Origin of the sequence: Klebsiella sp. PCX (assembly GCF_021869705.1) — a bacterium.
Taxonomy (GTDB): domain Bacteria; phylum Pseudomonadota; class Gammaproteobacteria; order Enterobacterales; family Enterobacteriaceae; genus Klebsiella; species Klebsiella quasipneumoniae.
On the sequence record NZ_CP091527.1, the window covers coordinates 2983719 to 2996106 of the forward strand.

Genomic DNA, 12388 nt, shown 5'->3' on the forward strand with positions numbered 1-12388 from the left:
ATAATATAGCGCTATATTACCCGGTTTGCCGCCACGTCAGTAGCGAATTTCCGCCAGCGCCCGGAGCTGTTCAGGGGTGGCTACCGGCAGGTCGAAAAAGCGCAGATAGGCGGGGATCATTTCAAACAGCATGTCGGTCCCGCGCTGGATGGGGCACTGTCGCGCCTGGGCGGCCCTCAGCAGCGGGGTATACTCCTGGGTCATCACCACCTCCCCCACCCAGGTGCCAGGCGCCAGACGGTCCACGTCCAGCGGCAGCGGATCGCTGACCTTCATCCCCAGCGGCGTGGCGTTAACCACCAGCTCGTGTCCGGCCGGATCGCGCTGCATCAGGGTGATATCGAGCTGCGGATAGTGCTGATGCAGCCGTCCGGCGAGAGCGTGCGCCACCTCCGGTCGGGTATCGTACAGGGTCAGAGCGCTAACCCCTGCCGCCGCGAGAGAGGCGGCGATAGCCGACCCCACTCCGCCGTTGCCGACCACCAGCGCCCGCGTCCCCTCAGGATGAAATCCTTTGCGGCGCAGGCCCAGCACAAAGCCGTCACCATCGAACATGTCCCCGGAGAGGCTGCCGTCCGCCTCGCGACGGATGGCGTTACAGGCGCCGGCGATAGCCGCCGTCGGGCTCAGGCGCTGCACCAGCTCGCAGGTGGCGATTTTATGTGGCATCGTCACCAGCGCGCCGATGATATTGGTCATCGTAAACAGCGGCGGAATAAACGCGGCATAGTCCTCCGGTTTGACCCCCATCGGCACCACCTTCACGTCCACCTGCTGGTCGACAAACCACGGGTTGTAGATCATCGGCGCCTTAAAACTGGCGGTCGGATAGCCAAGATGCGCTATCAGCCGCGTATTCCCACTAATCACCATGCCTTGCTCCTTTGTTTACTGCGATAACTCGATACGTTTGACGTCGCCGAGGATAAACAGATAGGCCACCACACCCAGCAGCGCGGCGCCGCCGATGTAGATCAACGCGTAGAAGAAATTGCCGAACCCGGCGACGATAAAGCCGATCACCAGCGGGGTGAGGATCCCCGCGAGGTTGGCGCAAAAGTTGAACAGGCCACCGGTAAGTCCGCCCAGCCCCTTCGGGGCGATGTCGGAGATCAGCGTCCAGCCGAGGCCCACCATCCCCTGGCCAAAAAAGGCAAACGACATCACCAGGATCACCGCCAGGTCACTCTGCAGCCAGTTGGCGGAGATGATACAGCTGGCCATCAGCAGGCCAGCGACGATCGGCAGCTTACGCCCCAGGTTGGCCGACCCGGTGGCTTTGAGCAGCTTGTCGGAGATCCAGCCGCCAAACATCACCCCACCGGCGGCGGCGACAAACGGCAGGATGGAAAAGAAACCAACCTTCAGCCACGGCATATGGCGTTCGGTGGCCAGCCAGGTCGGGAACCAGGTGAGAAAGAACACCAGCACGGTATTGCCGGCAAACTGACCGATGCTGGCGCCGATGATCTGGCGTTTGCTCAGCAGCTGGCGGACCAGCGGCCAGCTGAACGCCACCTGCTGGTCCGTCGGGGCGCTCAGGCCGCCGCCGTTTTCGATATGCTCACGCTCCTGCTGGCTGAGACGAGGATCTTCATGCGGTTCGCGGTAGCAGTGCCACCACACCAGGGCAAACAGAATGCCAACCGCGCCGACGCTGACGAACAGCACCCGCCAGCCGAAGCCATCCATGATCCAGAACAGCAGCGGGGCAAAGCAGGCCAGCCCAAGATACTCCCCCACGGTGTACACCGCCGTGGCCTTCGCGCGCTCCTGCTGCGGGAACCAGGCGCTGACCACCCGGCTATTGACCGGAAAGCACGGCGCTTCGCTGACGCCAAGCCCGAAACGGCACAGCAGCAGCGTTTTCAGCCCCACCGCCATGCCGTGGAACAGGGTAAAGAGCGACCACAGGGTCAGCGACAGAAAATAGGTGACTTTGTTGCCAAAGCGGTCAAGAAACAGCCCGCCGGGGATTTGCGCCAGGGCGTAGGTCCAGGCGAAAGCGGAGAAAAGTATCCCCATGATCGCTGGATCGATCCCCAGCTCAGCGGTGAGCTTTGGGGCGGCGATCCCCAGCACGGTGCGGTCGAGGTAGTTGATCATGGTGCCGATGGCCAGCAGCGCAAGAATGCCGATGCGCCGCCGGGAGCGGCGCACGGTGACGGCCGGCTGGGCGGCAGCCGTCGGGTTAGGGCTATATGAGCTCATAGTCAGTTCCTGTCTCGGGTACAGAGGGTGTTGTTATTGTGTTTCAGGCATAATGAACCATTTGATTCAGGCTAACAATACTGCATCGCCGCCAGGCGGACGGCCGCATTCGCCGCGCCATAGAGCGCGTAGCCTGCCCGTCGTTCGGTTAATTCAAAGAAGAAGCGCCCGGCGGTGAAGGGCCGGGTATACAGGTGCAGGAACGCCCCGCCCTGCGGATCGCGGTCGTAGAGAAGCTGCCGCCGCTGGAGCTGCCCGACGTCCAACTCGCCGCCAAAACGCGCCAGCAGGTCGTCATAGTAATTGGCCGGGATCGGCAGCGCATGGCCGGCAACCGCGGCGAGCTGGTCGCAGGTGGCCGGCAGATCGCGGCAGGCAAAGGCGGCATGCTGCAGCCCCGCCCCCTGGTAGCAGGCGACCGATCGGGCGATCTGCGTCGCCCGGCTCTGGGAGATATTCAGCGCCAGGCGGATATCGCCCTGCGGGCTGCGCACCGCCAGACTGCGCACCAGTCCATAGGGGTCCGGCAGCGTCTGCTCATGTTCAAGGGTAAAGCCAAACACCGTGCGGAAGAACATCACCCAGTTGTCGCGGCTGTCTGCCTCCATGCCCAGCGCCAGATGGTCGATACCGAGGTAATCTTCGCGCACCGTCAAACCGTCGCGCAGGAGAAAATCGCGCTCGTAGATCGCCTCTCCGGCGTCGATCAGATAGACCAGGCTGCCGTCAGGGGCGCAGATCGCCGGGATCGGCGTCTCGTTCGGCCCGGCGTCGCCCTGCCAGGTGGCATACCCCAGCGCGCGGGCGCGAGCGACAATCGGCGCACTGCTGTCGACCCGCAGCGCCATCGCACAGAGCGATACCCCATGGCGTTGATAAAAGTGATCGGCCCAGCTATGGGGCTGATGGTTAATCACGATCCGCGCCCCGCCGTTGCGCCACAGCGTGACCTGTTTGGAGCGGTGGCTTCCCTCGTGCTGAAAACCCAAAGCCTGCAGATGCTGCCCCAGGCGCTGCGCCTCGGCGACGCTGGCGGCGAATTCAATAAACTCCAGCCCGTGATAGTTCGGTAACGGCGGCGGTGAAAACAGATCGGCATCGCACGCCGGGAGCCGGCGACGAGTCTGCTCCTCCAGCCACAGCAGCGAACGATAACCATCTTTGGCCGTCGCGCCGTTTGGCGAGGCGCGAAAACCGTCATTAAAGATCTCCAGCGACCAGGGGCCGCGATAGCCGCAGCGGGTGATCTGCTCGGCAAACGCCTCCAGCGGCAGCTCCCCCTGCCCGGGGAAGCAGCGAAAATGGCGACTCCACTCCAGGAGATCCATTTTCATATACGGCGCATCGGCGAGCTGTACGAAGGTGATTTTCTCCACCGGCACCGATGGCAGTGCGTCGAGGGTGTCGCCCCGGGCCAGGATATGGAAGCTGTCGAGCACCAGGCCCAGCGCCGGGCTGTCCACCTGCTGCACCCGCTCCCAGGCCTGCTGCCAGCGGTTCACATGGGTTCCCCAGGCCAGCGCCTCATAGCCGATTACGATCCCCTCCTCTTCCGCCAGCGTGGCTAGCGCCCGCAGGTCCGCCACCTGCAGTTCGCTATCCGCCGAGCAGTCCGGCTGCACATTGCTGCACAACAGCAGCGTGTCGCAGCCCAGCTCGCGCATCAGCGCAAATTTGCGTCTGGCACGGGTCATATTGGCCGAAAACTGCGCCCGGCTGGCGCCTTCAAAATCGCGAAAGGGTTGAAAAAGCGTGATTTTTAATCCTAAATCGGCGGCCAGCTGGCGGATTTCCGCCGGCGTCCCCGTATAATAGAGCAGATCGTTCTCGAAAATTTCCACACCCTGATAGCCCGCCGCCGCAATAGCGTGCAGCTTCTCTGGCAGGGTGCCGGAAATCGAAACGGTGGCGATAGAGCGCAGCATAAGGTCCTCGGGTCAATAGCTGACGTGAGTCTTGAATATGTATCATTTGGTTCATTTGCGCCATACCAGGTTGCTAAATTGTGATCATTATGTGTATTTTTTGTCACCCAAGAAAAAGGAGTTGCCATGACCGTCGTTGCTCATGATGAAGCACAATCTCTGAAGGAGCGGATCTTCAGCGCCGCTATCGCCGTCTTTGCCGAACACGGGCTATCAGGCGCCCGCATGGAGCAGATCGCCACCGAGGCGCAGACCACCAAGCGCATGGTGGTCTACTACTTCAAAAGCAAAGAGCAGCTCTATCAGGAGGTGCTGCAGCATGTGTATGCGCGGATCCGCGAAACCGAGCAGCAGTTGGGGCTGGAGAATGTGCCGCCGGTAGAGGCGCTGGTGCGGCTGGTGCGCTGGAGCGTGCGCTATCACGCCACCCATGCGGACTATATGCGGGTGATTTGCATGGAGAACATGCAGCGCGGCAAGTGGCTGAAGACCTCAGGGGATCTGAAGCCGCTGAATCGAACCGCCCTGTCGATTCTGGAAGACATTTTGCAACGCGGCCAACAGCAGGGCGTCTTTCAGGCGGGGCTGGAAGCGCGCGATGTCCACCGGTTGATCAGCAGCTTCAGCTTTTATCAGGTGTCGAATTTCTACACCTTCAGCAGTCTGTACCTTGACGATCCGCTGCCCGCCATTGACGATGAAGCGATGGTGGCCCACCACTGCGACATTGCCGTCCGGGCGGTGGTCCGCTTTGTGATTTCCTGACCCGCCGGCGAAAGGCGTCAGTGTCCGGAGAGGGCGTGAATGACCTTCGCCATCGCCTCCTCGGTGAGCGGTGAACGCTGGATTTTGCTGTTCGCCAGCGAGGTGCGCAACACGCCGGCGATGACAATGTGTTTCGGCTCCTGACCAAGGTCACGCATCTCCAGCACCACTTTGCCCACCACGCGGCACATTTCCTGGTACAGCTCGTCGTCTTTCGCTTTATTTCCCATTGAGTCTGGCTCGCATTTTCTCATTATCAATCAAATCATTATTGATAGATTTTTCCGACAACGCAAATCATCCCACCGTTAACGGCTCAATGGGGTATTTTAGCGCCTCATGATGTCAGTAAAATCCCTTTCTTACGCCCCTTTTCATGCCGCCTGATGAAATATTGTGTTGCGTAGTTTTATGCATAACGTGCCGGTTTTGTTACGCGTTTTGTCCATAATTTGAAACGAGGTTTTTATTTTCCTTTTTGATTTCGGCAGCGTATAATGCGCTTCGATTCTTTCTTGAATGGTTTCAGCGCATTGGACTGCATGATAAAACGCATAACACCTTGCCACATTTCATGGGCTGAACCGCCAGCACACATTCTTCTGCACGCTTCAGGGTTGTCACCTATCCTTAGGGCGTGGCTTAGCAACTTTCGTAATACAGGTTTGGCTCCCCGGCAGTGCGCCCGCGGAGCGAGAATTCCATATCCTTCACAACTTAAAGACTAAAACTGTCATGAAAAAGACCAAAATTGTTTGCACCATCGGTCCGAAAACCGAATCTGAAGAGATGCTGACCAAAATGCTGGAAGCCGGCATGAACGTGATGCGTCTGAACTTCTCTCACGGTGACTATGCGGAACACGGTCAGCGCATCCAGAACCTGCGCAATGTGATGAGCAAAACCGGTAAGAAAGCCGCTATTCTGCTGGACACCAAAGGACCGGAAATTCGTACCATCAAGCTGGAAGGCGGCAACGACGTCTCCCTGAAAGCGGGCCAGACTTTCACCTTCACCACCGATAAATCCGTTATCGGCAACAGCGAAATCGTAGCGGTAACCTATGAAGGCTTCACCTCTGACCTGAGCGTCGGCAACACCGTTCTGGTGGACGATGGCCTGATCGGCATGGAAGTGACCGCGATCGAAGGCAACAAAGTTATCTGTAAAGTGCTGAACAACGGCGACCTTGGCGAGAACAAAGGCGTGAACCTGCCGGGCGTCTCCATCGCCCTGCCGGCGCTGGCGGAAAAAGACAAACAGGATCTGATCTTCGGTTGCGAACAGGGCGTGGACTTCGTCGCGGCCTCCTTCATCCGTAAGCGTTCCGACGTCGTCGAGATCCGTGAGCACCTGAAAGCCCACGGTGGCGAAAATATCCAGATCATCTCCAAAATCGAAAACCAGGAAGGCCTGAACAACTTCGACGAAATCCTCGAAGCCTCTGACGGCATCATGGTTGCTCGTGGCGACATGGGCGTTGAGATCCCGGTTGAAGAAGTTATCTTCGCGCAGAAAATGATCATCGAAAAATGTATCCGCGCGCGCAAAGTGGTTATCACCGCCACCCAGATGCTTGACTCCATGATCAAGAACCCGCGTCCGACCCGCGCTGAAGCCGGCGACGTGGCCAACGCCATCCTCGACGGCACCGATGCGGTGATGCTGTCCGGCGAATCCGCGAAAGGTAAATACCCGCTGGAAGCGGTCACCATCATGGCGACTATCTGCGAACGTACCGACCGCGTCATGACCAGCCGTCTGGATTTCAACAACGACAACCGTAAACTGCGCATCACCGAAGCGGTGTGCCGCGGCGCGGTAGAAACCGCTGAGAAACTGGAAGCGCCGCTGATCGTCGTCGCCACCCAGGGCGGTAAATCCGCACGCGCTGTGCGCAAATATTTCCCGGATGCCACCATCCTGGCGCTGACCACCAACGAAACCACCGCTCGCCAGCTGGTGCTGAGCAAAGGCGTTGTGCCGCAGCTGGTGACAGAGATTGCCTCTACTGATGACTTCTATCACCTGGGCAAAGATCTGGCGCTGAAGAGCGGCCTCGCGCGCAAAGGCGACGTGGTGGTGATGGTCTCTGGCGCATTAGTCCCGAGCGGCACCACTAATACCGCTTCCGTGCACGTGCTGTAATAATTTACAGGTTAATTGGTTTTTTTTAATAAAGCGCCTCTCGGGGCGCTTTTTTTTTATTCACCGGCTAGCTCTTCCTATTAAAAATGCAAATCGGAATTTACTATTTAATAAGAGATTATCTAAGATGAATCCGATGGAAGCGCGCTGTTTTCACTCGCCTTTTTCAGCGATTTTGACCAATTCGATGCTTCTTTGAGCGAACGATCAAAAATAAGTGCGTTCAGGTAAAAAAAATATTCTCATCCCAAAAAAGTTTGTGTAATACTTGTAACGCTACATGGAGATTAACTCAATCTAGAGGGTATTAATAATGAATCGTACTAAACTGGTACTGGGCGCGGTAATCCTGGGTTCTACTCTGCTGGCTGGTTGCTCCAGCAATGCTAAAATCGATCAGCTGTCTTCTGACGTTCAGACTCTGAACGCTAAAGTTGACCAGCTGAGCAACGACGTGAACGCAATGCGTTCCGACGTTCAGGCTGCTAAAGACGACGCAGCTCGCGCTAACCAGCGTCTGGACAACCAGGCTCACTCTTACCGTAAGTAAGAGTTCTGGTAATAAAAATGGCGCACTCAGTGCGCCATTTTTTTTGCCCTCGCGCTGACGGCTACTGGGTGAGCAGGCCGTTATCAGACGAACTGTTCTGCGCCGACAGCGACGTCGCCGCGCTCCCCGCCCCCGTCGATACCACCACCGGATAGCCCGCCCTTCTCGACATCGCTTTTTTCAACTGCTGGTCATCCACCGCTTTATCCTCTGCGAAGGCGTGAAACGCCGCTGGCAGCGTGTAAGCGATGGTCCGGGTGTTTTCCCCTTCCGTCTGCGACAGCGGCCTGTGGACCTCTACGTAGCGTTTACCATCCGGTTCGACGGCAAACTTCACCGGCTGATTGATGATCCGCACTGGCGTCCCGGTTTTCACCTGACTGAACAGCGCCTTGATGTCATCAGCGTTCATCCGCATACAGCCCGAGCTGACGCGCAGCCCAACGCTGTCCGGGGCGTTAGTCCCGTGGATGAGATATTCGCCGTTACCGTAGGCCAGACGCAGCGCATAGCGACCCAGCGGGTTATTCGGCCCGGCCGGCACCACCGCCGGCAGCGTCACCCCTTTCTCCAGCGAGCGCGCACGGATGCCGGCGGTGGGTGTCCAGGTCGGGTTAGGGATCTTCTGCCCGACGCGGGTGGTCATCTCCGGGGTTTCCAGTCCTAACTGGCCGATGCCCAGGGGATAAACCTGGACCTGATTCTCTCCCGGCGGGAAGTAGTACAGCCGCAGCTCCGCGAGGTTGACGACAATCCCCTCCCGCGGCGCGTCAGGCAGCAGCATCTGCGAAGGGATCAGCACCTGGGTCCCGGGCTTCGGCTGCACCGGCGCAATGGTATCATTGGCTTCGAGGATCAGCATCGCCGCGGTATCGAAATGGCGGGCAATCGCCTGCAGGTTGCGATCGCTCTCCTGAACCGTCCAGTACTGGTTCTGGCCAATCAGCCGGCTGTTAGCCGGAGGCAGCGGGTAGTCGACGGCCCAGGCGGCCGGGGAGGCGCCAAGGGCGCTGAGAAGGGCTAAGGTGATCATCGTTTTGCGTTTCATACTGAGATTCCTTCTTTCGCTGATAAAACGCCAGGAGACTGAACGGCGGCAGGGTCAGCGCCCTGCCGGACGTAACAGAATGAAATCTACCTGTTTATTCTAGCTAATATTTGCGGCTTTCGCGCGTATCGCGCGGATCATGGCTTCGAGGCCCTGCGAGCGGGAGGGGGTAAGATGCTGGGTGAGAGCCATTTTTTCAAACCACGGGCGGACGTCGAACTCGACGATGTCCTGGGCGGTCATCCGGTCATAAAGAATAAACACCACCGCAATCAGCCCTTTGACAATCGCCGCATCGCTGTCGCCGCGCAGGGTGACAACGCCGGAAGGATCCTGCGCCATCACGATCCATACCTGGCTTTGACAGCCCTGAATAATATTCTGCGGGCTGTGCTCCGCGTCGCTCAGCGGCGCCAGCCGCTGGCCCAGCTCAATGATATAGAGATACTTCTCTTCCCAGTTGGCGCAACGGCTAAAATTGCGCAACAGTTTATCTTTGTCCGGTAATGCCGTCATCGTCACGTCCTTTACCCTAATAGTTTGTGGATCCGCTGGAGGCCGGCCACCAGGCGGTCCACCTCTTCCGTGGTATTGTACATGGCCAGCGACGCCCGACACATGGCCGGTACCTGATAGCGGGCCATCAACGGCATGGCGCAGTGGTGCCCGGTCCGCACGGCGATCCCGTAGTTATCGAGGAAGCTGCCGACGTCATAGGCGTGATGCTGGCCGAGGTTAAAGGCAATCACCCCTTTGCGCTGCGCCGGACCGTAGAGGATCAGGTCCGGCACCGCGCGCAGGGCCTCCAGCGCGTAGCGCATGAGCGTCTGCTCGTATTCGGCGATCTGCGTCAGTCCCAGTTGGCTGACGTAGCTCAGCGCCGCGCCGAGGCCAATGATCCCGCCGGTATTCGGCGTGCCGGCCTCAAAGCGCCACGGCGCCTGGTTCCAGGTGGTGCCCTCCGTCAGGCTGACGGTGGCGATCATCGACCCGCCCCCTTCCCAAGGCGCCATGGTCTGCAGCAGCTCGGCCCGGGCGTAGAGCACGCCGATCCCGGTCGGACCATACAATTTGTGGGCGGAGAAGACATAAAAATCACAACCCAGCGCCTGAACGTCCACCGGGTGGTGCATCACCGCCTGAGCACCGTCCACCAGTACTTTCGCGCCATGCTGATGCGCAAGGGCAATCAGCGCCGACAGCGGGTTTTCGGTGCCCAGCACGTTGGAGACTTCGGTGATCGCCAGCAGGCGGGTACGCTGGTCAAACAGCCCGGGAACCACGTCCAGCTGCAGGGTGCCGTCCGGGTTGAGGGGAATCACCCGCAGCTCTGCCCCCACCCTGGCGCAGAGCATCTGCCACGGTACGATGTTGGCGTGGTGCTCCATCTCGCTGATGATGATGTTATCCCCGGCGCCGACGTTGGCATTTCCCCAGCTGTTGGCCACCAGGTTGATGCCCTCGGTGGTGCCGCGCACGAATACCAGCTCCTCCGCCGATCCGGCGTTAAGGAAAGTGGCCGCCTGCTGGCGCACCGCTTCCATCCGCGCGGTGGCTTCCGCGCTGAGGGTATGGATCCCACGATGCACCGCCGCGTAGCCGTGACGATAGAATTCCGCTTCGGCGCCGATCACCGCCTCCGGTTTCTGGGCGCTGGCGGCGCTGTCAAGATAGACCAGCGGCTGGCCGTTGACCTCCCGGCTCAGTACCGGAAAATCGGCGCGAACCCGTTCTACTGAAAATGTCATGCTGTGCCTCCCGGCAAACGCTCTCCAATTCGCGCCAGCACCTGCTCTCTGAGCGCGTCGCTGCGGATAGCTTCGGTAAGCTCGGCGGCGAAGGCGTAGAGGATCATCTGCTGCGCCGCCTGCTGTTCAATCCCGCGCGAGCGCAGATAGAACAGCTGTTCTTCGTCTATGCGCCCGACCGTCGCCCCGTGGCTGCATTTCACGTCATCGGCGTAAATCTCCAGCTGCGGTTTGGTGTCGACTTCCGCCAGCCGCCCGAGCAGCAGATTGTTGTTGGTCATCTGCCCGTCGGTTTTCAGCGCGTGCGGCGCGACGTTGATCAGCCCGTTAAACACCGCCCGGCCCTTATCGCTGACGATGGTTTTGTGCAGCTGGCGGCTGGTGCAGTACCCCACCTGGTGATCCAGCCAGGTGCGGCTGTCGCAGACCTCATTTTTTACCGGCATCGCCAGCGAATTAAGGCGCAGGTCGCTATTTTCGCCGCCCAGACGCGTGCTGGTGTGGTGACGCAGCACCTGGCCGCCGAGCAGGAAACTGCTGCTGAAGGCCGAGGCGTCGCGGCCCAGCTGCAGGTCGTTATGGGCGAAGTGGTAGCTATGCGCGTTCTCGAACGCCAGCTTGATGTGCTGCAGGCGTGCGTTGTCCGCCACCGTCATGGTCAGCCGCCCGCCGGTGAAGTGCGGTTGTTCATCGAAACTGAGGTAATGCTCGACAATCGTCGCCTCCGCCCCGCTCTCCAGCGTCAGATGGTGACGATAGTGGGCGGTATTCAGCGCATCGCCGGCCAGGCCGCGGGTGATATGCATCAGCAGCAGCGGCTTATCCAGGCGACGGTTGCGCGGCACGCGAAGGCGGGTCACCGACTGCGCCAGGCTTTCGGTCAGATGGAGAAACACTTCCGGCTGCAGGGCATCCGGCAGATGCTGGCGCTGGTTATCAACGCTAACCTCCACGCCGCTGGCGGCGAGATCGTCGCTCAGCTCAGGATGATAGCGGCCGTCGATAAACACCAGACGCCAGGCGTCCAGCGGCAGCGCCAGCGCGTCACGCTGTTCAGCGCTGAGCGACGCCCCCTCATCGGCGACGAAGCGGCCGTTAAGTAGCGCGTCCAGCGGGGTGTATTTCCAGTCCTCCTGCTTGCGCGTCGGCAGCCCCAGGCGCAACAGCTGCTGCAGATGCTGGCTGGCCTCCGGCGTACGCTGGTCGGCCTGCGCTTCAAACAGATGGTGCCACTGCTGCAGCGCGTTACTGCTGTTCGGTAAGCCAGCCATAGCCCTGCTCCTCCAGCTGTTTGACGAGGGTGAAATCCCCCGACTTCACAATCCGCCCCTGATAGAGCACATGGACATAGTCCGGCTTGATATAGTCAAGGATGCGCTGATAGTGGGTGACGATGATGAAGGCGCGTTTGCCGTCGCGCAGCGCGTTCACGCCCTGGGAGACGATTTTCAGAGCATCGATGTCCAGCCCGGAATCCGATTCATCGAGAATGCACAGCTCCGGCTCAAGCACCGCCATCTGCAGAATGTCGTTGCGCTTTTTCTCGCCGCCGGAGAAACCCACGTTCACCGAACGGGTCAGCAGATCTTCCGGCATCTGCAGCAGCTTAATTTTCTCTTCCATCAGGTCCTGGAAATCGAAGCGATCCAGCGGCTCCTGGCCGCGATAGCTGCGTACGGCATTCAGCGCAGTCTGCAGGAAGAACTGGTTGCTGACGCCGGGGATCTCCACCGGATACTGGAAGGCCATAAAGATGCCTTCCCCGGCGCGATCTTCCGGGGCGAGCTCCAGCAGGTTTTTGCCCTTAAATTCGACGCTGCCGCCGGTGACCTCGTAATCTTCGCGCCCGGCCAGAGTGGCCGAAAGCGTACTTTTCCCCGAGCCGTTTGGCCCCATAATGGCGTGGACCTCCCCCGGATGCACCTCAAGGTTCAGCCCGCGCAGGATCGCTTTATCTTCGGCGGCGACATGTAAATCTTGAATACTTAACATC

The 12388-nt window shown here is 59.6% G+C and carries 13 protein-coding genes; 3 read left to right on the plus strand and 10 right to left on the minus strand.

Translation table 11 applies throughout. The features are described 5' to 3' along the window. Nucleotides 1-36: 36 nt before the first annotated feature. From GQR96_RS14210 to GQR96_RS14220, 3 genes are all read right to left on the minus strand, one after another. Nucleotides 37-873, minus strand: a complete 837-nt coding sequence (locus GQR96_RS14210; RefSeq protein WP_032456243.1) for a shikimate dehydrogenase family protein — start codon at nucleotides 871-873, stop codon at nucleotides 37-39. Between the two features lie 15 nt (nucleotides 874-888). Beyond that, nucleotides 889-2211 (minus strand): MFS transporter, encoded by a 1323-nt coding sequence (locus GQR96_RS14215; RefSeq protein ID WP_065904605.1) that lies wholly within the window; start codon nucleotides 2209-2211, stop codon nucleotides 889-891. 71 nt (nucleotides 2212-2282) lie between these two features. After that, nucleotides 2283-4136, minus strand: a complete 1854-nt coding sequence (locus GQR96_RS14220; RefSeq protein WP_069734123.1) for a bifunctional sugar phosphate isomerase/epimerase/4-hydroxyphenylpyruvate dioxygenase family protein — start codon at nucleotides 4134-4136, stop codon at nucleotides 2283-2285. A 126-nt stretch (nucleotides 4137-4262) separates the two neighbouring features. Between GQR96_RS14220 and GQR96_RS14225 the strand changes: the two genes are divergently transcribed. Continuing rightward, nucleotides 4263-4901, plus strand: coding sequence for a TetR/AcrR family transcriptional regulator (locus tag GQR96_RS14225; protein WP_017900845.1), 639 nt, complete (start codon nucleotides 4263-4265; stop codon nucleotides 4899-4901). Between the two features lie 17 nt (nucleotides 4902-4918). Here GQR96_RS14225 and fumD read toward each other — a convergent pair whose 3' ends face one another. Together fumD and GQR96_RS14235 are read right to left on the minus strand one after the other, a co-directional pair. Then, nucleotides 4919-5131, minus strand: a complete 213-nt coding sequence (gene fumD, locus GQR96_RS14230) for a fumarate hydratase FumD (protein ID WP_004203074.1) — start codon at nucleotides 5129-5131, stop codon at nucleotides 4919-4921. A gap of 236 nt (nucleotides 5132-5367) precedes the next feature. Further along, a complete protein-coding gene (locus tag GQR96_RS14235; protein WP_004217210.1) occupies nucleotides 5368-5499 on the minus strand; it encodes a hypothetical protein in 132 nt (43 codons plus the stop codon). Between the two features lie 137 nt (nucleotides 5500-5636). On the opposite strand from GQR96_RS14235, the gene pykF reads away from it, so the two are divergent. Beyond that, a complete protein-coding gene (pykF, locus tag GQR96_RS14240; RefSeq protein WP_004203076.1) occupies nucleotides 5637-7049 on the plus strand; it encodes a pyruvate kinase PykF in 1413 nt (470 codons plus the stop codon). Nucleotides 7050-7362: 313 nt separating this feature from the next. Next, nucleotides 7363-7599 carry a major outer membrane lipoprotein gene (locus tag GQR96_RS14245; RefSeq protein WP_002908860.1) on the plus strand — a complete coding sequence of 79 codons (237 nt, stop codon included), beginning with the start codon at nucleotides 7363-7365 and terminating at the stop codon, nucleotides 7597-7599. 61 nt (nucleotides 7600-7660) lie between these two features. On the opposite strand, the gene GQR96_RS14250 is transcribed toward GQR96_RS14245, so the two are convergent. The 5 genes from GQR96_RS14250 to sufC form a co-directional block, all read right to left on the minus strand. Next, nucleotides 7661-8647 carry a L,D-transpeptidase LdtE gene (locus tag GQR96_RS14250; RefSeq protein ID WP_004203079.1) on the minus strand — a complete coding sequence of 329 codons (987 nt, stop codon included), beginning with the start codon at nucleotides 8645-8647 and terminating at the stop codon, nucleotides 7661-7663. A 99-nt stretch (nucleotides 8648-8746) separates the two neighbouring features. Further along, a complete protein-coding gene (gene sufE / locus GQR96_RS14255) occupies nucleotides 8747-9163 on the minus strand; it encodes a cysteine desulfuration protein SufE (RefSeq protein ID WP_004203081.1) in 417 nt (138 codons plus the stop codon). Between the two features lie 11 nt (nucleotides 9164-9174). After that, complete coding sequence (gene sufS / locus GQR96_RS14260) at nucleotides 9175-10395, minus strand: cysteine desulfurase SufS (protein ID WP_032456245.1); 1221 nt, start codon at nucleotides 10393-10395, stop codon at nucleotides 9175-9177. Further along, nucleotides 10392-11666, minus strand: coding sequence for a Fe-S cluster assembly protein SufD (gene sufD / locus GQR96_RS14265; protein WP_004203084.1), 1275 nt, complete (start codon nucleotides 11664-11666; stop codon nucleotides 10392-10394). The genes sufS and sufD overlap by 4 nt, the downstream gene beginning before the upstream one ends. Further along, the gene (gene sufC, locus GQR96_RS14270) at nucleotides 11641-12387 is read right to left on the minus strand and encodes a Fe-S cluster assembly ATPase SufC (RefSeq protein WP_069734122.1); all 747 of its coding nucleotides are present in this window, start codon (nucleotides 12385-12387) and stop codon (nucleotides 11641-11643) included. The genes sufD and sufC overlap by 26 nt, the downstream gene beginning before the upstream one ends. Nucleotide 12388 lies beyond the last annotated feature (1 nt).